Source organism: Litoreibacter albidus, from assembly GCF_900107015.1.
Taxonomy (GTDB): Bacteria; Pseudomonadota; Alphaproteobacteria; order Rhodobacterales; family Rhodobacteraceae; genus Litoreibacter; species Litoreibacter albidus.
Map to the genome: position 1 here is coordinate 25720 of NZ_FNOI01000003.1, position 17839 is coordinate 43558.

Here is a 17839-nt window from a genome sequence, read left to right on the forward strand (position 1 = left end):
CGCAGGTGCAACCACGACCACCGCAAACCAGCTACCCGATCATCGCATTCATGTGCCCGTTCTCGTCTACATAGTGACGTTGAAGCCGTTGCAACGCGATACGCAACACCACCTTGCCCGACCGCGCGGACCAGCCCATGCGCTTCTCGGCGGTCTCTAGCCCCTCCAGCAAGCAGCAGCAGCGCATGATGATATCACTCAAACCCGGTCCCAGATCGTCCAGCGCGGCCAATATACGCTCCCGAGCTGCCTTCGACGCTGTCGGCAGGCTGTCATCCCCCGCCATCTCGGAGCGGTCACCAGACGCCATAAAGCGCTCCCAATGCCCGGCAGCACCCTGCCCCATCTGCGCCAGTTCAAAATCCTCGCGCAACCGTTCCCCCGCCTGCACCAGATCCTGCGTCAGAAAGCTGCGCCCGTCTTTGTCACGCCGCCGCGCCAGCATCGCCAACGGGCTTTCCGACGTGGTTGTGCGCGTCATCCCGTTGGCCCAATCCGCCGCGCCGCCGCTGGGGCCGCCAATGAACGGATCGCACCCGTCCTGCGCGCCGCGCACCCGCCGCTTGCGGGCCATGTCCTGCGCCAGATATTGCTTCAACGCGCTCCGCCCGACGGAGGTAATCGTATAGCTGGCCACACGGCCCATGCGCGTGCAGCTAATCCAGTCTTTCAACGCAAACGCCTGCGCCACGTCGCGGGTGACAACGGCGGTGCGCGTCGGCGGGCCGTCCTTGAACGACCGCAGCACCACCGCCTTATCCATGTCTCCCGCCAGCGCCAGAACCGCGCCCGTCTCGCACAAGCGACGCAAAACGCGGCGCGCCTCACGGCCCAGCTTCTCCTCGTCGTCCAAGAGCGACGGGCTGCCCCCCACGGCGGCAGATTTGGCCTTAACATAGGTTTCGGAATGGTTACGGGCATGTGCGGTCATAGTTTGCGATCCTTGCGTGCTATCGGTCATTTTCTGGGTTTTCAGGCGGTTGCTCAGACGTCGAAGCGCCTCGTCCACAAGAGGGTCATCGCGACGGTTCTCGAACCGGCGCACCTGCCGCAGCACTGTCGAGGGATGGCACCCCTCCTGACGCGCTAACCCCCTGAAAGAAAGTCCGTTTTCGGTATGTATAAGATAGCGAACGGCGGCTTTCGGTATCCAACTCGGCAACAAACTGTCTGGTTGTGGCGTGGCAGCAGAAATCATGTTTTATCCCCTAGATCGGTAGGGCAAAGGCGGCACGTTGGCCCCTAAGCAACGCACACAACTAGAAGTTGCATTACTTACGAGATGGTTAACACGCCGCCCAAATCCGCCAATTTGTTTCCAAAGGGTAAACAGTCGTGCGAGCACCGTCCGCACGGCAAAAATCAGCGCAACGGCTGCGCGCGCTAACCTAGATTGGTGGGGAAATTACAACTTCGGAGCCCGCCATGACAGACCTGACCCGCCAACTCACCGACCTGCGCCGCCCCCGCCTTCTGGTCCGCGCCGCGCGGCACGGCCTCAGCAGTTACCGGCGCACCCGCGACTTGCAGCGCATCGCCGGACAGGCGCAATCAGCCACGCCGCAAACGGTTGTGGAATCGCTCATTCACCAAGAGGATCAGATAGAACAGGCCCGCCTAGCGGGCGACGGCACCTATAGCGCCAACAAACACATCGAAGTGCTCATCGCACTGATGGCCGAGAGCCGCACCCTGCCAGCCCCGACACGCCCCGCCGGACGCCCGGGATGGCGCCCAACGGTGGTCAATACGCCCTAAGAGAACGCATCCGGCATGCTGTCTTTCTTCTCCCGCACGTAGGCGCGCAACGCCTCGTCAATGCTCGGATCAAGGTGCGGTTGGCGGTAGTCGCCCAGCATCTTGGTCACCCGCGCGGTGGCAAGGGACACGGTGTCCCGCTCCCCTTCGTCGGCCCATGTCTCGAATGGTTTGTAATCAAACACATCGGAGCGCCAGAACGCCGTTTTGAAGTTGTTCTGCGTGTGCTCGCAGCCCAGATAGTGCCCGCCCGGCCCGACCTCGCGCATCGCCCCCATGGCTTGCGCGTTGTCGTCCATGCTCACCCCTTTTGCAAAGTGGTGCAGCACGCCCAACTGGTCCGCATCCATCACGAATTTCTCGAATGATGATACCAAGCCGCCCTCCAGCCAGCCACAGCTGTGGAGCATGAAGTTCACGCCCGACATTAACCCCATATTCAAACTGTTTGCCGACTCGTAAGCGGCCTGCGCATCGGGCAGTTTGGAGCCGCAGAACGCCCCCGCAGAGCGGTATGGCAGGCCAAGGCGGCGCACCAATTGACCAACGCCATACGTGACATGAGACGCCTCAGGCGTGCCGAATGTCGGTGCGCCGGAGTTCATGTCGATCGAGGTCACAAACGCGCCGCAGATCACCGGTGCGCCTTTGCGCACCAACTGGCTGTAGGCCACGCCCGCCAACACTTCCGCCAGCACCTGCGTCAGCGTACCCGCGATAGACACCGGCGCCATAGCGCCACCAACAATGAACGGGGAAATAATGCACGCCTGATTAGCGCGCGCATAAACCTCCAACGCGCCCATCATCACAGAATCAAATGTCATGGGGGAGTTGATGTTGATCAGCGACGTCATCACCGTGCGCCCGTCCAGACCACCGAACAGGATCTCGCACATATCAACGGAATCCTGCGCCCGCGATGGCTCCGTCACCGACCCCATGAACGGCTTGTCGCTCAGCGACATATGCGCGTAGAGCATGTCCAAATGGCGTTTATTCACGGGGACATCCGTCGGCTCGCACACCGTGCCGCCCGAATGGTGCAGCCACTTCGACATGTAGCCAAGTTTTACGAATTTGTTGAAGTCTTCCATCGTCGCGTAACGCCGCCCGCCCTCTGCGTCGCGCACGAATGGCGGGCCGTAAACGGGGGCCAGCACAAGGTTGTTACCGCCGATTTCTACCGTGCGCTCCGGATTGCGGGCGTGTTGGGTGATCATCGACGGGGCGGTTTTGCACAGCTCACGCGCCAGACCGCGGGGGATGCGCACCCGCTCCCCGTCGATCTCCGCGCCCGCTTCGCGCCACAGGTCCAGCGCATAGGGGTTATCGACAAAGTTGACGCCGATTTCTGCCAGCACGGTCTCCGCATTGGTCTCAATGATTTGCAGCGCCTCTTCGGTCAGCACTTCAAAATTGGGGATGTTGCGCTCGATGAACTTCGCCGTCTCGACCGAGACCGCCGTGCGCTCCGCGCGGCGCGCTGCTCCACCGCCGCCGCGTGTCCGTCTACGTGGTGTGGCTGTGTCGGTCATGGCAAGCTCCCTCAATGTGTTAGGTCAGTGATTAGCGCAAGCCGCGCGACACCAAGGCCAGAAACCGCCCCTTACGGCGAAAAAGCGACATGCGGGTACAATTATGCGCGCCAAGGCCGCATCTAGGGGCGCTGAGCCTCTTGCAACATGGGCCGCAGACTCATAATCAGCGTGCATGACAGATCATCTCATTGACCCCGCCGCATCACACGAAAAACTGCTGATCATCGACTTCGGGTCGCAGGTCACCCAACTCATCGCGCGCCGCCTGCGCGAGTTGAACGTGTACTGCGAAATTCACCCCTACCAAAACGTGGATGACGCGTTTCTGGCAGAGTTCGCCCCGAAGGCCGTGATCTTTTCGGGCGGTCCATGCTCGGTGATCGACGAAGGCTCTCCGCGCCCGCCTGAGGGTGTTTATGATCTCGGCGTTCCAATTCTGGGCATCTGCTACGGCCAGCAGGTTATGATGCAAGGCCTTGGTGGCTTGGTGGAGCGGGGCCACGGCACCGCCGAGTTTGGCCGCGCCTATGTGGTTCCCCACGGGGAACTTGAGCTGTTGCAAGGCTGGTTTGAGGGCGACAAAGAGCAGGTCTGGATGTCGCACGGCGACCACGTGTCGAAAATTGCACCGGGCTTCGAGGTTTACGGCACCTCCCCCAACGCGCCTTACGCGATCACAGCGGACGTCAGCCGTAACTTTTATGCGGTGCAGTTCCACCCCGAAGTGCACCACACGCCGAACGGCGCAAAGCTCTATGAGAACTTCGTGCGCATGGCGGGTTTCAGCGGCGACTGGACCATGGGCGCCTACCGCGAACAAGCCATCGCCGCGATCCGCGAACAGGTGGGCGACGCCCACGTGATCTGCGGCCTGTCCGGCGGCGTCGACAGCTCTGTCGCGGCGGTTTTGCTACATGAAGCCATCGGCGACCAGCTGACGTGCGTGTTCGTGGACCACGGCCTGCTGCGCAAGAACGAGGCGGAAGAAGTCGTGAAGATGTTCCGCGACAACTACCACATGAAGCTGATCCACGCGGACGAGCGGGACTTGTTCTTGGGCGAGTTGGACGGCCAGTCCGACCCAGAAACCAAGCGCAAGATCATCGGCAAGCTGTTCATCGACGTGTTCCAGAAATACGCCAACGAGATCGAGGACGCGAAGTTCTTGGCCCAAGGCACCCTATACCCCGACGTCATTGAAAGCGTCAGCTTTTCCGGCGGGCCTTCGGTGACCATCAAGTCGCACCACAACGTGGGCGGCCTGCCCGAAAAGATGGGCCTGAAGCTGGTGGAGCCGCTGCGCGAGCTGTTTAAGGACGAGGTGCGCGCGCTTGGGGCCGAGCTGGGCCTGCCGCAATCTTTCATCGGTCGCCACCCCTTCCCCGGGCCTGGCCTTGCCATTCGCTGCCCCGGCGAGATCACCCGCGCCAAGCTGGAAATCCTGCGCGAAGCGGACGCGGTGTTCATCGACCAGATCCGCAAGCATGGCTTGTACGATGACATCTGGCAGGCTTTCGTGGCGATCCTTCCGGTCAAGACGGTTGGCGTGATGGGCGACGGGCGCACCTATGACTATGCTTGTGCGCTGCGTGCGGTGACCTCGGTGGATGGCATGACGGCGGACTACTACCCGTTCGAGCATGATTTTCTGGGCGAGACCGCCACGCGGATCATCAACGAGGTTCCGGGCATCAACCGCGTGACCTATGACATCACATCGAAACCTCCGGGCACGATTGAGTGGGAATAACCCCGCGACACAAAAGTTAACAAGATCGGGACCACCGCGCGGGAGCACCGTTCGGTGGTCCTTTACGTTTTGACAAAGCTGCGTGCGCATGACACCCCTTGGCCATTCCCTAAGGTAAAGCATTTCTCCCATGACCACTCTCACCCCCTCGTCAAACATGCCGCTCGCGGCCTTGTGGATGGTTGGCGCCATCTTGTCGTTCTCTGCGATGGCGGTCGCGGGGCGCATGGTGTCGGTGGAGTTGGACACGTTCGAGCTGATGACCTACCGCTCTATCATCTCTATCGCGTTGGTTTTGGTCATCGGCGGGGCGGCTGGCACGTTGGGCCAGATCAGCACGCGCAACTTCGGGCTGCATGTCGTGCGCAACCTGTCGCATTTCACCGGACAAAACCTGTGGTTCGCCGCGATCACCATGATCCCCTTGGCGCAGGTGGTGGCGCTGGAATTCTCCTCTCCGATTTGGGTCGCCTTGCTGGCCCCGTTCTTTTTGTCGGAGCGCCTGACGCCGCTGCGCATCTTTGTGGCAATTGTGGGCTTTGTGGGCATCTTGATCGTGGCCCGCCCCGATTTTGCAAACTTCGAGATCGGATCGGCCTTCGCGGCGGGTTCGGCACTTGGATTCGCGGGGTCCGCCATCGCCACCAAGCGGCTGACGCGACATCATTCCATCACCTGCATCCTGTTCTGGCTGGCCCTTATGCAGGCTGTTTTCGGGATCGTGACGGCGGGTTGGGACGGCGATGTCGCTTGGCCGTCGCTACAGGTGCTGCCGTGGGTTGTGATGGTGTCCATCACCGGCCTTGGCGCGCATTTCTGCCTGACCACCGCGCTGAGCCACGGCCCCGCCGTGATCGTAATGCCTATGGATTTCATGCGCTTGCCGCTGGTGGCGATTCTGGGTGTGGCGATTTTCAGCGAGGCGGTTGACCTGTGGGTCTTCATAGGGGCTGCGGTCATTTTCGGGGCCAACTACCTGAACATCGCCGCCGAATCCCGCCGCAACCGCGCCATGGCCTAGCCCTATGTGCGCTTTTCGCCACGACTTGCGGGCTAAGTCGAAAAATTCAACACCAATTCAGCTGTGACGCTGGGTCACAAATTGACGCAGGCGGAAACTCGCCCCTAGGGTGGGTTAAGCAGCATTCAAGTGTTTCGGGGAGGAAACCATGAACAAACTTCTTAGCGCCACAGCTACACTCGCAGCCAGCACGTCACTTGCCTCCGCAGGCGGGATCGACCGTTCGGGTCAAAGCATCGCGCCAATTTTTGAGACCGGTAACTACGCTGAGTTATCCTTCGGAAGCGTGTCGCCTACCGTTTCTGGGACTGCGACAGTGCCATTCGGCAGCGGCTCGTCCGGCAATATGTCCGGTGACTACAGCTTGGTCGGTTTGGCATATAAATATCAATTCAACGATAAGCTGTCGTTTACACTTATCTATGATGAGCCGTTCGGCGCGGATGTGAACTATCCGGCAGCGACGACATATTTCGCGCGCGGTGCGACAGCCACACTGGAATCGCAGGCGATTACAGGCCTTTTGCGCTACAAGATCGATGAGAACTGGTCTGTTCACGGTGGTCTGCGTTACCAGTCCTTGGAGGCCATCGCGTCCATTCCATTTGCTGCAAACTATACAGCGCAAGCGACTAAAGATTACGGTGTCGGCTATGTTGTAGGTGCGGCGTACGAACGCCCCGATATCGCCTTGCGTGTCGCTCTCACCTACTCGTCCGAAATCGCGCACTCCTTAAGCACCGTTGAAACCGGCCCCGCTGCGGTTACATCCCCCACCAATGTGGAGACACCGCAGTCTGTTAACTTGGACTTCCAGACAGGTATCGCGCCTGACACCCTGCTGTTTGGCTCGGTGCGTTGGGTTGACTGGAGCGATTTTGACATCTCCCCAACCGCTTACGGCTTCTTGCCCGGCAACCCGTCCCTCGTTTCTTACCGTGATGACACGATCACCTATAACATCGGTATCGGTCGTCGCTTTAACGAGAACTGGTCCGGTGCGGTATCCCTCGGGTATGAAAAATCCAATGGTGGCTTCTCCTCCAACCTCGGCCCGACAGATGGCAATATCAGCATTGGCCTAGGCGGCAGCTACACCAACGGCGGCGTGAAGGTCTCCGGCGGCGTGCGTTACATCAAGATTGGCAACGCACAGACGACTCTTGGGACATCCGGCGCAACGGCGTCGAACTTCACCGACAACAAAGCCATCGCTGTCGGCCTGAAAATTGGCTACAGCTACTAAACTCTCGCAATTCTAACGCGAAGGGGCGTCCGGTCAGATTGATCGGGCGCTTTTTTCATGGATAGCGCAGTTTACGGGTCGCCTTGGGGCGGGTAGCTCTGCTTGATGGTGCCATGAACGCTCAGAAAACCATGACCACCCGCGCGTGGGCCGAGATGGCGCTGTTGTCCTTGATCTGGGGCGGCTCTTTCCTGTCGATCCGCCTTGCCTTGGACGAAGTGCCCGTGATCACCGCCGTGGCGCACCGTGTGTTTTGGGCCACCTTGGTGCTGTGGGGCTACATCGCGCTCAGCAGATTGCCCGTGCCGCGCGACCCGAAAATCTGGGGCGCGTTCTTGCTGATGGGGGTGTTGAACAACGTCATCCCCTTCTCGCTGATGGCGTGGGGGCAGCTATATATCGAGACGGGGCTGACCTCCATCTTGAACGCGGCGACGGCGGTGTTTGGCGTGGTGGTGGCGTCCTTGCTGTTCGCGGATGAACGGTTGACGCTGAACCGCGCGGTCGGCGTTTTGCTGGGCTTCTTCGGGGTCGCAACGGCGATCGGGCTGGAAAACCTGCTGCAATTCGACATTCGCTCCACCGCGCAACTGGCTGTTTTGGCGGGAACTTTATCCTATGCCTTCGCCGGTGCGTGGGCGCGAAAACGGCTACACGGGCTGTCGCCGCAAGTGGCGTCAGCGGGGATGTTGACCGCGTCCACGCTGGTCATGGTGCCTATGGCCTTCATGGTGGACGGGGCGCCTGATCTGCACCTCAGTGTGACGGCTTGGGGGGCAATCGGCTATTACGCGGTCATCGCCACGGCGTTCGCTTATCTGCTTTACTACCGCATTCTGGGCATGGCGGGCAGCGGCAATCTGATGCTGTGCACCTTGCTGGTCGCGCCTGTCGCCATCGTGCTGGGCGCCTTGGTTTTGGGGGAGGCACTGGCACCACGGGCCTACCTTGGCTTTGCGCTGTTGGCCGCGGGGTTGCTGGTGTTGGATGGCCGCATCCTTGGTTTTTTGCGCAAACGCCCCTAGCAAGCGCGCCCTTGCCCCGCTACCTATTTGCGCGGGGATAAGGAGCGATTTGGATGATCTATAATTCGGGGCAAGACTGGCTGCAGGCCGAGGGCAAAAAGGTGCTGTTCTTCGGCATGTCCGGCTTGGGAAAAACGCATATTTCCAACATGTTGCGCGCCACTGGTGACTGGTTTCACTACAGCGCCGATTACCGTATCGGCACGCGCTACATGGGCGAATACATCACCGACAACTTCAAGCGCCGCGCCATGCAAGACCCGTTTCTGGCGGAGCTTTTGCGATCCGACAGCATTTATATCGCGTCGAACCTAACGTTCGAGGACCTGTCGCCCCTGTCGACCTATCTGGGCAAACCGGGCGATCCGACGCTGGGCGGCCTTAGCTTTGCCGAATATCAAACGCGCCAAGCCCAGCATCACCGCGCCGAAGTGGCGGCACTTTATGACACGGCGCATTTCATCAAACGCGCCGAGGATTTGTATGGCTATAGCAACTTTGTGTGCGACAGCGGCGGCTCCACCTGTGAGGTTGTGGACCCGTTCAATCCGGACGACCCGCTGCTGAACGAGTTGGCCAAGAACCATTTGATGGTGTGGATCGAGGGTTCCGCCGATCATGAGGCCGAGTTGGTGCGCCGCTTTAAGTCCGCGCCGAAACCGATGTGCTACCGACCGGAGTTTCTAAAGGAGCTGTGGGCGGAGTATCTGGACACCCACAATTGTACCGAGGGCGACGTGGACCCGAACGCCTTCATGACCTTCACCTATGCGCGCGCCATTTCGCAGCGCGAGCCGCGTTACCGTGCGATGGCGGATAACTTCGGCATCAAGGTGTCGCATGTGGACTTGGGCAAGGTGACGACGCCCGAAGGTCTCGACGAGTTGATCGCCGCCACCCTTGGCAACAAGGGGTGAGCGCCCTAGGTATCAAAGCCTCAAGCTAACGGACATTTTCTATGCCTATCAAACTGCCCTCCTCTGCCCTGCCCGCCTACGACGTGCTGTCGCGCGAGGGCGTAAGCGTGATGAGCGAGGATCAGGCGGCGGTTCAGGACATCCGGCCGCTACGCATCGCGTTGCTGAACCTGATGCCAAAGAAAATCCAGACAGAGAACCAGTTTGCCCGTTTGATCGGGGCCACGCCCTTGCAGATCGAACTGTCGCTGATCCGCATGTCGGAGCACCAGACCAAGACCACCGCAGCCGAGCATATGGAAGAGTTCTACCGCCCCTTCCAAGAGGTCAAACACGAGAAGTTTGACGGGCTGATCATCACCGGCGCCCCGATTGAGCATCTGCCGTTTGACGAGGTGACCTATTGGGACGAGCTGCGCGAGGTCATGGACTGGACGCAAACCAATGTGCATTCCACCTTTGGCGTGTGCTGGGGCGGCATGGCGATGATTAACTACTTCCACGGCGTGAAAAAGCACATCCTGGACACCAAACTGTTCGGCTGCTTCAGGCACAGCAATCTGGACGCGGCGTCGCCTTATTTGCGTGGGTTTTCGGACGATTGCGTGATCCCCGTGTCGCGCTGGACCGAGATGCGCCAAGACGAGATTGATGCCGCAGATGGCCTGAAAACCCTTTTGGGCAGCCAAGTTAGCGGGCCGTGCCTTGTGGAAGACCCCGATCACCGCGCGCTCTATATTTTCAACCACTTCGAGTATGACAGTGGCACGTTGAAGGACGAATACGACCGCGACGTCGAGGCCGGCGTGGCGATTGATGTGCCCGCAAATTACTACCCGAACGACGACCCGACCCAAAAGCCGATGAACCGCTGGCGCAGCCACGCACATCTGCTTTACGGCAACTGGATCAACCAAATTTATCAGACGACGCCCTTCGATCTGGACAGAATAGGTGCTTAAGCTCGCGCTCTTTGGGGGGGCCATTCTGGCCTTGGCGGGCTGCGCCGCAGTGCTGGACAAACGCATCCAGTCGCGTACGGAAGCCGCCATCGAAGACTTCCCGCCGGAAGGGCGCATTCTGGACGTCAACGGCACGCCTGTGCACGTTTACGTGGAGGGGCGCGGGCCGGATGTGATCTTGATCCACGGGGCTGGCGCAAACTGGAAAGACTTCACCTTCTCCATGATCCCGCAACTGAAGGGGGAATTTCGCCTCATTGCAATCGACCGCCCCGCCCATGGCTACACAGGCCGGATCAAGACCCGCGCGGGTGACGTGGAGACCGTGGCGGAGCAAGCCGACCTGATCCACGCCGCCGCCAAGATGGTGGGCGCCAAACGCCCGCTGGTCGTGGGGCAAAGCTACGGTGGCGCGGTTGCGCTGTCCTACGGGTTGCGGCACGGGGCGGATACGGCGGGTCTTTTGATCATCTCGGGTGTCTCGAACCCTTGGGACGGCAAGCTTGCGCGGTTCTACCGCGTCATGGGCAGCGCCTTCGGGCGCAATGTGCTGACGCCAATTGCCTCCGCCTATACAGGCGAGCGCCGCGCCAATCAGGCGCTGGACGACATCTTTGCCCCCGACCCTGTTCCCGAGGGCTATCTGGAGCACGTCGGCATCGGGCTGGCTGTGCGCCCGTCGCAGGTCAATGTGAACATCGCGATGGTCAACGCGCTGCTGCCGCAGATCACCGAACAGTCGAAACGCTACGGCGAGTTAAAAATGCCGGTGGAAATCGTCCACGGGACGGCGGATCAGACGGTGGGCTATGAGATCCACGCGGTGCCACTGTCCAAGCAGGTGAAATCCGCGCGGCTGACCACCTTGAACGGTATCGGCCACATGCCGCACCACAGCGCGCAGGCCCGCACGTTTGATGCCCTGCGCCGATTGGCAAAACGCGCTGGCCTGTGAGGGGCTTAGGCCCCATAGTGACCCCATAAAACAGACGAACGAGGCCATCATGACCCTGCCCTTCGACGGTGCTATCTCCAAGTTCTATAAAGAAGAAATTCCTGACAACGTGCGCGATGCCATCCGCAACGCGGGCAAGAACGACATTCTGGCGCAAAGCTATCCCTATGACACGCGCATGGATCGCGACGATTACGAAGACACAATGGAGCGCCTGCAGATCGAGCTGATGAAGCTGCAAGCTTGGGTCAAGAAAGAAGGCAAGCGCGTTGCGATTGTGTTCGAGGGGCGCGATGCCTCCGGCAAGGGTGGCACGATCAAGCGCTTCCGCGAGAACATGAACCCGAGGGTCTGCAAAACGGTGGCGCTGTCCAAACCGACCGAGGAAGAGCGCGGCCAGTGGTATTTCCAGCGCTACATCAAACACCTGCCAACGGCGGGCCAGATCACGCTGTTTGACCGCAGCTGGTACAATCGCGGCGTGGTGGAGGACGTGTTCGGCTTTTGCTCTGTCGGCGAGCGTCAGCACTTTTTCACCCAAGCCCCCGACTTCGAGAAGATGTTGGTGGATGACGGGGTTATCCTGATCAAGCTGTGGCTGAATGTAGGCCGGGCGGAGCAGTTGCGCCGGATGCTGGCGCGTGAAAGCGACAAGCTGAAACAGTGGAAATTGTCCTCCATCGACGTGGAGGGGCTGAGCAAATGGGACGCCTATTCGCGGGCCATCGAAGAGACGTTTGCCGCAACCGACACGCCGCAGGCCCGCTGGACGGTGATCCGCTCCGACGACAAGCGCCGCGCGCGGATTTCTGCGCTGCGCAAGGTGCTGAACAGCATCCATTACGACAACAAGGACGATAGCGTGGCGATCCGGCCCGATGCCAAAATCTGCGGCGGCGTGGATATGTGGTCGCCGAATGCCTAAACGCGGCTACCACCACGGCAACCTCAAGCAGGCGCTGATTGAAGCGACGTTAAAGCTGATTGAGGACAAGGGCCCAACGGGTTTCACCGTGGCGGAGGCTGCGAAACTAGCGGGCGTGACCCCTGCCGCCGTCTACCGGCACTTTGAGGGGCGCGAGGCGCTGATCGCGGAATGCGCCTTGCAGGGACACCGCATCTTTGGCGACCTGATGGAGCATGCCTATGCGGACGGACACCCCACCGCGCTCAAGGCGTTCGAGGCCACGGGCCGCGCCTACCTTGCCTTTGCCCGCAAGTTTCCGGGGCACTATATGGCGATGTTCGAGAGCGGCGTGAACCTGCAGGCGAACCCCGTTCTGGCCACCGCCGCTGACCGCTCCCGCGGGGTGCTGGAGCAAGCGGCGCTAAAGCTGTCGGAGCACATCCCAGAGGACAAGCGCCCCCCCGCCACGATGTTCTCCAGCCACATCTGGGCCATGTCACACGGCGTTGTAGAGCTCTTCGCCCGCGGTACCCCCGGCTCCAAAGCGCCCTACCCGCCGGAGGATTTGCTGGAGGCCGGTATAGGGATTTACCTGCGGGGATTAGGATTGATCGAGCCTGATAGCTAACTCAATTAGCCGAAGCTTGATCCACATGAAGAAAAAGGTCACCATAATTATAGCTGCTTCCTATTTGAGGTGTGCTGACAATAATTTCATGGAGACTTTTGATGAACGAAGAACAATTGATAACCGCGGATTTGACCGAGGAAGAAACCAAACAACTGAATGCTAAGCTTGAAAAGGTCAAAGAGATTTCGAAAGAGATCGGCGCCAAGGTAACCGCCATGTCCTTTAAGGGGAAAATAAAGACTCTTCTTAAGAGCTTAACTGAAGTCTCTGGTATGCGTTATGCCTACGGCATCAACATCGACGCCATTCTCGCTGGAACCGCCGCCATGGAGACGCTTGCAAAAAAAGTTCATAAAATGACCATGAGCCAACTCGCGATGGTTTTCAAAATTGCATCGGATGCAATTGCAGCAGGAACTCAAGCTTTAATTATTCTGGATCGAGCTGAAAAGGAGATCTCGTTAACCGGAAATGACAGGCGCGCTAAGCTCATCCAAATTATGACTGCAAAATTTGCGATCAGAGACTTCATCCAAGCAGCAAGGAAGCTTCAAACTGCCGTGAAGAATGAGCTTTCCGCCAACCGAAACGGCAAAACCATAAAAGACCTCCCCCAGCTTCCAAAGGACTTAGAGGACATCATTTCATCGGGAACTGCGGGTCCAATTCGCGACATTCTTGACGAAAAAGAAATCTAGAATTCACGACGTCGACCTGCATGCGTATTCGTTAATCGCGCGCAAATGAAGTAGCAACAAAAAAGGCCACCCGCGTCGGGTGGCCTTTTCCAATTTCGCAAGGTCTCGAAGCTTAACGCTTGGAGAACTGGAAGCTCTTACGGGCTTTCGCTTTACCGTATTTCTTACGCTCAACAACGCGGCTGTCGCGGGTCAGGAAGCCGGCGGCTTTCAGGGCGCCACGCAGGGACGGATCGTAGAGTTGCAGCGCCTTGGAGATGCCGTGCTTAACCGCACCAGCTTGACCAGACAGACCGCCACCTTTGACAGTTGCGTAGACGTCGAACTGATCTTCGGTGCCGGACACTGTGAAAGGCTGGCGCAGGATCATTTGCAGCACAGGGCGTGCGAAATATGTGTTCTGCTCTTTGCCGTTCACAACAACCTTGCCGGAACCCGGCTTGATCCAAACGCGCGCAATCGCGTCTTTACGTTTACCAGTTGCGTAGGAGCGGCCCAGATCGTCACGAACTGGCTCACGGGAGATAGCTTCTGCCACAGCTTCTGCTGGGGTGACGCCTTCTGCGACGGTGTTCAACTCGTCGAGGGATTTGATTTCGTCAGCCATTCTTATGCGCTCCGCGTGTTTTTCTTGTTCATGGCTTTGACGTCCAGAACTTCAGGGGATTGAGCTTCGTGCGGGTGATCAGCCGATGCGTATACACGCAGGTTGGTCATTTGCTGACGCGACAGTGGACCGCCTGGAAGCATGCGCTTAACAGCTTGGGTCAGAACGCGCTCTGGGTACTTGCCCTCGAGGATCTCAGCGTTCGTACGGGACTTGATGCCGCCCGGGTGGCCAGTGTGCCAGTAGTTTGGCTTCTCACGCTTGTTACCAGTCAACTGGATTTTGTCAGCGTTGATGATGATCACGTTGTCGCCCATGTCCATGTGTGGAGTGAAGGACGGCTTGTGCTTGCCACGCAGGCGCATGGCAACGATGGACGCGAGACGGCCCAGAACAACGCCTTCGGCGTCGATCAGGATCCATTTCTTGTCGATATCGCTAGGGGTAGCGGTAAAGGTTTTCATGGGTTTTCCTCAAGAATTACGGCCATGGGGCAAACGCCCCTTGGGATGGGCTGTTTCTAGTGGAATTGGGGGCACAGTCAACGGCAGTTTTCTCTAATTAAATTAGCAAAAACAGCATCTTATAAATAAGGTATCAGTTTACCCCATTAATTCAGGACATTATCTGCTCCGGCGGGTTGTCCAAAAGAACCTTCAAGCGGCCTATCGCCGCCTCGAAGCTGCTTAGGCTGACGCCCGCGTTGATCGCAATGCGAACCGCATGCAACGTGGGGCCTGTGCGCCCCTGATAATCCTCTGCGGAGCGGATTTGCACCCCTTCCGCCTCCGCCGCCTGACAAAATGCGTTGGCGCGCCAGCCCTCCGGCAGGGTGAGCCACAGAAACAGGACATCCTCGCGCCAGTTCACATCATAAGTCCCTAAGATGTTCACCGCAGCGCGCACATATTTGCCCGTCTCCACCCGAACCGCGTCGATCACCTTGGGGGTGTCAGGGTGGGAGAGTAACTTGCTGCAAAGATCCGCCAACGGCGTGGCCAGACCGAAAAACGAATGCTCCGCCGCGCGGCGCAGCACCGCGCTTTTGTTGGGGGGCGTCACCGCGAAACCGATCCGCAAGGCGGGTGTCAGCGTTTTCGAGAGCGACGCCACGAACCAGCTGCGTTCCGGCGCCAACATCCGGTAGGACGGCGTTTGCGCGACGGACATCTGGTAGCAATCATCCTCCAGAATGTCGAAATTGAAGCGTCTGGCGATCTCCACAATCTCGCGCCGTCGTGCCTCAGGCGTATAGCCGCAGGTGGGATTATGAACCTCCGGAGAGGTGCAGAGGATTTGCGCATCATGGGCACGGGCGGCCTCCTCCAACGCTTCGGGGATGAGGCCGTTTTTATCCGTGGCGACAGACACAACATCGGCGCGAAGCAGCTCCGCCGCGCGGCGGAAACCGGGATAGGCAAGATCCTCCACAAGCACGGTGGGCTTACGCCCGCGCAACAGCGCCTGAAGGATCAGCAGGATGGCGTTCTGCCCGCCATTGGTCAGGATGACCTCCTCCGCGGTCACCGGACCGATGGGGGCGGCCGAAAGCCAGCGGGCGACGGCTTGACGGGCTGGCTTGGACGCGTCGCGGCTGGGATAGTGCATAACGCCTGACGGCGGGTCTTGGGCAATTTCGGCCAACAGCTTCTTGATCAAGGCGGATTGGCCAACGTTGCGCAGATGCGGGGAGATCATATTCACGCGGTAGCTGCTGCCGCCCGAATTATGCGGGGTGGAATCCACCTCGATCGCGTCCTCGAAGATCGGGCTCATGGAGTCGCGCGGGTTGTCTGAATAATCTGGGGCCGTGAGGGTCACGAACGTCCCCCGCCCCACCACGGCCTCCAGACAACCGGCATCCACCAGCCGCGAATAGGCCCGCGCCACGGTGCCCGGTGTGATGCCCAACTGATACGCCACCTCACGCACGGGCGGCAGCTTCTCGCCCCGCGCCAGATCGCCGGACTGGATCGCGTCGCGAAGCGCGTCGGCCAAGGTTAGGTACTTCGGCCCCTGCGCGTTGGAGAGATCGGGAAACCATATTGTATTCATAACAATCTTTCTGTGGACGCATACAATTCTGAATTGTACCTTCATATTGTAGCCACAGCGCTGCATTGTATCAATACAAATATTGGAGGCCATTTCCATGGCAACGTTCACACAACCGCTCTCGCTTGACCTGTCTGCCCTGACTGCCCGCACCACTGTTGCGCCAGCGGCGCGCGCTGCTGTCAAACTGGCGTTTGTGCTGATGTCTTGGGACGAGGCGTCTCGCAGCCGACGTGCGCTGAAGCAGCTGACAGATGAACAGCTGCACGACGTCGGGCTGACCCGCGCAGAAACCGACGCTGAAGCACGGCGCGGATTCTGGCTGTCATAGCAGATTTACCCAGTTCCTGATGCTCGGCACGACTCCCCTGTCCGTGTCGAGATCAAACTTGGCCGGGCGCCTGCGCCCGGTCTTTTTATATGCGCGTGACTAGCGTTGCGGCGGGATTGAGTAGGTCAAAGACGCCCGCGCCACGAGCTTGTCAGGCGCGTTCTCAGAATACAGCCGCCCTTCGGTCACCGCCAGCACGCGCCCCAGCTTGAGCAGTTCCATCCGGCACAAAAGCCGCCCAGGCGCGGGTTTACGCATGAAGTCGATCGAGCAATTGGTGGTCACCGCCAAGGCCACAGGCCCCAGCACCGACAGGATACAAAAGTAGGCGCAGACATCTGCCAGCGCGAACATCGACGGGCCGGAAACCGTCCCCCCCGGTCTGAGGTGCTTATCAGAGGCGGACAGGGCCATCGTGACAAATGGCGGCGCAATTTCCACGAACTCGAAATCATCGGTAACTTGCGGAAAATCACGCTCCAAGAAGGCCTGCAATGCGGCCTTGTCCATTTTCACTTCCATACTTCCCCCCTGCCCTGTGACGTCCTAGGCTTTGGGCGTAGCGGACCAGATCAGGGATGGAATGGCAAGATGAACGACGCGTTAGTTTTGAGAAGCGACGACGGGCCGGTGGCGCGCCTGACACTGAACAATCCGGCCAAGTTGAACGCGCTATCGGACGCGATGCTGGCGGCATTGCATACGGCATTGGACGCTGTGGCGGAGGACGACGCAATCCGCGTGGTGATCCTGAACGGCGCGGGCAAGGTGTTTTGCGCGGGGCATGATCTAAAGGAAATGCAAGCAGCCCGTCAGGCGGACGACGGCGGCAAAAGCGCGTGGGTGGACTTGTTTACCCGCTGCTCCGCCGTGATGGCGCGGATACAGAGCCTGCCGCAGCCGGTTATCGCGCAAGCCCACGGCATCGCCACCGCGGCAGGGTGTCAGTTGGTTGCAACCTGCGATCTGGCGATTGCGGCGGAGGGCACGAAGTTCGGGGTGAACGGGGTCAACATCGGCTTGTTTTGCTCTACCCCGATGGTTGCCGTAAGCCGGAATATTCCACGTAAACAGGCGTTCGAGATGCTAACAACCGGTGAATTCATAGAGGCGCAGCGCGCGCAGGAGTTGGGGCTGATCAACCGCGTGACCTCTGGCGATCTGGATGCCGACGCTATGGCCTTTGCCCAAACCATCGCCGCGAAACTTGGCACGGCGGTGCGCATCGGCAAGCAGGCGTTCTATGAGCAAGCACAGATGGGCGTGGCCGACGCATATGCCTTCACGGCGGAGGTTATGGCGGTGAACATGTCGGACGGGGACACAGACGAGGGCATCACCGCGTTCTTAGAAAAGCGCGCGCCCAGCTGGAGCAATACTTAAGGCATGGAATGAAAAACGGACCATGCTTACTCCTCCCAAAGAAGCATGGTCC

At 59.5% G+C, this 17839-nt stretch carries 19 protein-coding genes; 13 read left to right on the forward strand and 6 right to left on the reverse strand.

The annotated features are described in order from the left end of the window. Positions 1-31 precede the first annotated feature (31 nt). Positions 32-931, reverse strand: coding sequence for a DUF6456 domain-containing protein (locus BLW66_RS08590; protein WP_342027820.1), 900 nt, complete (start codon positions 929-931; stop codon positions 32-34). 494 nt (positions 932-1425) lie between these two features. Here BLW66_RS08590 and BLW66_RS08595 point away from each other — a divergent pair, with 494 nt between their 5' ends. Then, positions 1426-1758: a DUF6477 family protein gene (locus BLW66_RS08595; protein ID WP_089946742.1), complete on the forward strand. Its 333-nt coding sequence runs from the start codon at positions 1426-1428 to the stop codon at positions 1756-1758. Here the strand turns inward: BLW66_RS08595 and BLW66_RS08600 are convergent. Next, positions 1755-3296, reverse strand: coding sequence for a trimethylamine methyltransferase family protein (locus BLW66_RS08600; RefSeq protein WP_089946743.1), 1542 nt, complete (start codon positions 3294-3296; stop codon positions 1755-1757). The two genes, BLW66_RS08595 and BLW66_RS08600, sit on opposite strands and share 4 nt — an antisense overlap. 175 nt (positions 3297-3471) lie before the next feature. Here BLW66_RS08600 and guaA point away from each other — a divergent pair, with 175 nt between their 5' ends. From guaA to BLW66_RS08650, 10 genes are all read left to right on the forward strand, one after another. Beyond that, entirely contained in the window at positions 3472-5049 is a 1578-nt protein-coding gene (guaA, locus tag BLW66_RS08605; protein ID WP_089946744.1) for a glutamine-hydrolyzing GMP synthase, read from the forward strand. Positions 5050-5179: 130 nt separating this feature from the next. Continuing rightward, positions 5180-6070 carry a DMT family transporter gene (locus tag BLW66_RS08610; RefSeq protein ID WP_170833440.1) on the forward strand — a complete coding sequence of 297 codons (891 nt, stop codon included), beginning with the start codon at positions 5180-5182 and terminating at the stop codon, positions 6068-6070. 148 nt (positions 6071-6218) lie between these two features. Next, positions 6219-7316 (forward strand): OmpP1/FadL family transporter, encoded by a 1098-nt coding sequence (locus BLW66_RS08615; protein WP_089946745.1) that lies wholly within the window; start codon positions 6219-6221, stop codon positions 7314-7316. Positions 7317-7429: 113 nt separating this feature from the next. Continuing rightward, the gene (locus BLW66_RS08620; RefSeq protein ID WP_089946746.1) at positions 7430-8341 is read left to right on the forward strand and encodes a DMT family transporter; all 912 of its coding nucleotides are present in this window, start codon (positions 7430-7432) and stop codon (positions 8339-8341) included. Between the two features lie 53 nt (positions 8342-8394). Next, positions 8395-9258, forward strand: coding sequence for an ATPase (locus BLW66_RS08625; protein WP_089946747.1), 864 nt, complete (start codon positions 8395-8397; stop codon positions 9256-9258). Between the two features lie 41 nt (positions 9259-9299). Then, positions 9300-10220: a homoserine O-acetyltransferase MetA gene (gene metA, locus BLW66_RS08630; RefSeq protein WP_089946748.1), complete on the forward strand. Its 921-nt coding sequence runs from the start codon at positions 9300-9302 to the stop codon at positions 10218-10220. Beyond that, positions 10213-11175, forward strand: a complete 963-nt coding sequence (locus BLW66_RS08635; protein WP_089946749.1) for an alpha/beta fold hydrolase — start codon at positions 10213-10215, stop codon at positions 11173-11175. The genes metA and BLW66_RS08635 overlap by 8 nt, the downstream gene beginning before the upstream one ends. A gap of 49 nt (positions 11176-11224) precedes the next feature. After that, positions 11225-12100, forward strand: a complete 876-nt coding sequence (gene ppk2 / locus BLW66_RS08640) for a polyphosphate kinase 2 (protein WP_089946750.1) — start codon at positions 11225-11227, stop codon at positions 12098-12100. Continuing rightward, positions 12093-12710 carry a TetR/AcrR family transcriptional regulator gene (locus BLW66_RS08645; RefSeq protein WP_089946751.1) on the forward strand — a complete coding sequence of 206 codons (618 nt, stop codon included), beginning with the start codon at positions 12093-12095 and terminating at the stop codon, positions 12708-12710. Before ppk2 ends, BLW66_RS08645 begins: the two co-directional genes overlap by 8 nt. Positions 12711-12811: 101 nt before the next feature. Further along, positions 12812-13411 carry a hypothetical protein gene (locus BLW66_RS08650; RefSeq protein WP_089946752.1) on the forward strand — a complete coding sequence of 200 codons (600 nt, stop codon included), beginning with the start codon at positions 12812-12814 and terminating at the stop codon, positions 13409-13411. A gap of 112 nt (positions 13412-13523) precedes the next feature. Here BLW66_RS08650 and rpsI read toward each other — a convergent pair whose 3' ends face one another. The 3 genes from rpsI to BLW66_RS08665 form a co-directional block, all read right to left on the reverse strand. Then, complete coding sequence (rpsI, locus tag BLW66_RS08655) at positions 13524-14018, reverse strand: 30S ribosomal protein S9 (RefSeq protein WP_089946753.1); 495 nt, start codon at positions 14016-14018, stop codon at positions 13524-13526. 2 nt (positions 14019-14020) lie between these two features. Continuing rightward, a complete protein-coding gene (rplM, locus tag BLW66_RS08660) occupies positions 14021-14482 on the reverse strand; it encodes a 50S ribosomal protein L13 (RefSeq protein ID WP_089946754.1) in 462 nt (153 codons plus the stop codon). Positions 14483-14633: 151 nt separating this feature from the next. Beyond that, entirely contained in the window at positions 14634-16073 is a 1440-nt protein-coding gene (locus BLW66_RS08665; protein WP_089946755.1) for an aminotransferase-like domain-containing protein, read from the reverse strand. 97 nt (positions 16074-16170) lie between these two features. Here BLW66_RS08665 and BLW66_RS17760 point away from each other — a divergent pair, with 97 nt between their 5' ends. Continuing rightward, positions 16171-16404, forward strand: coding sequence for a DUF1127 domain-containing protein (locus BLW66_RS17760; RefSeq protein WP_139254552.1), 234 nt, complete (start codon positions 16171-16173; stop codon positions 16402-16404). Between the two features lie 99 nt (positions 16405-16503). Here the strand turns inward: BLW66_RS17760 and BLW66_RS08675 are convergent, their stop codons facing one another. After that, the gene (locus BLW66_RS08675; protein ID WP_089946756.1) at positions 16504-16926 is read right to left on the reverse strand and encodes a PaaI family thioesterase; all 423 of its coding nucleotides are present in this window, start codon (positions 16924-16926) and stop codon (positions 16504-16506) included. A 69-nt stretch (positions 16927-16995) separates the two neighbouring features. Here BLW66_RS08675 and BLW66_RS08680 point away from each other — a divergent pair, with 69 nt between their 5' ends. Continuing rightward, positions 16996-17787, forward strand: a complete 792-nt coding sequence (locus tag BLW66_RS08680; RefSeq protein WP_089946757.1) for an enoyl-CoA hydratase — start codon at positions 16996-16998, stop codon at positions 17785-17787. Positions 17788-17839 lie beyond the last annotated feature (52 nt).

Excerpts from the sequence above, each read along its gene's own strand:
- BLW66_RS08680 (WP_089946757.1), top strand. The coding sequence starts at position 16,996 with ATGAACGACGCGTTAGTTTTGAGAAGCGACGACGGGCCGGTGGCGCGC.
- BLW66_RS08625 (WP_089946747.1), top strand. The coding sequence starts at position 8,395 with ATGATCTATAATTCGGGGCAAGACTGGCTGCAGGCCGAGGGCAAAAAG.
- BLW66_RS08590 (WP_342027820.1), bottom strand. The coding sequence starts at position 931 with ATGACCGCACATGCCCGTAACCATTCCGAAACCTATGTTAAGGCCAAA.
- ppk2 (WP_089946750.1), top strand. The coding sequence starts at position 11,225 with ATGACCCTGCCCTTCGACGGTGCTATCTCCAAGTTCTATAAAGAAGAA.
- guaA (WP_089946744.1), top strand. The coding sequence starts at position 3,472 with ATGACAGATCATCTCATTGACCCCGCCGCATCACACGAAAAACTGCTG.
- BLW66_RS08665 (WP_089946755.1), bottom strand. The coding sequence starts at position 16,073 with ATGAATACAATATGGTTTCCCGATCTCTCCAACGCGCAGGGGCCGAAG.
- BLW66_RS08645 (WP_089946751.1), top strand. The coding sequence starts at position 12,093 with ATGCCTAAACGCGGCTACCACCACGGCAACCTCAAGCAGGCGCTGATT.
- BLW66_RS08675 (WP_089946756.1), bottom strand. The coding sequence starts at position 16,926 with ATGGAAGTGAAAATGGACAAGGCCGCATTGCAGGCCTTCTTGGAGCGT.
- BLW66_RS08650 (WP_089946752.1), top strand. The coding sequence starts at position 12,812 with ATGAACGAAGAACAATTGATAACCGCGGATTTGACCGAGGAAGAAACC.
- BLW66_RS08620 (WP_089946746.1), top strand. The coding sequence starts at position 7,430 with ATGAACGCTCAGAAAACCATGACCACCCGCGCGTGGGCCGAGATGGCG.
- BLW66_RS08595 (WP_089946742.1), top strand. The coding sequence starts at position 1,426 with ATGACAGACCTGACCCGCCAACTCACCGACCTGCGCCGCCCCCGCCTT.
- BLW66_RS17760 (WP_139254552.1), top strand. The coding sequence starts at position 16,171 with ATGGCAACGTTCACACAACCGCTCTCGCTTGACCTGTCTGCCCTGACT.
- rplM (WP_089946754.1), bottom strand. The coding sequence starts at position 14,482 with ATGAAAACCTTTACCGCTACCCCTAGCGATATCGACAAGAAATGGATC.
- BLW66_RS08600 (WP_089946743.1), bottom strand. The coding sequence starts at position 3,296 with ATGACCGACACAGCCACACCACGTAGACGGACACGCGGCGGCGGTGGA.
- rpsI (WP_089946753.1), bottom strand. The coding sequence starts at position 14,018 with ATGGCTGACGAAATCAAATCCCTCGACGAGTTGAACACCGTCGCAGAA.
- BLW66_RS08610 (WP_170833440.1), top strand. The coding sequence starts at position 5,180 with ATGACCACTCTCACCCCCTCGTCAAACATGCCGCTCGCGGCCTTGTGG.
- BLW66_RS08615 (WP_089946745.1), top strand. The coding sequence starts at position 6,219 with ATGAACAAACTTCTTAGCGCCACAGCTACACTCGCAGCCAGCACGTCA.
- metA (WP_089946748.1), top strand. The coding sequence starts at position 9,300 with ATGCCTATCAAACTGCCCTCCTCTGCCCTGCCCGCCTACGACGTGCTG.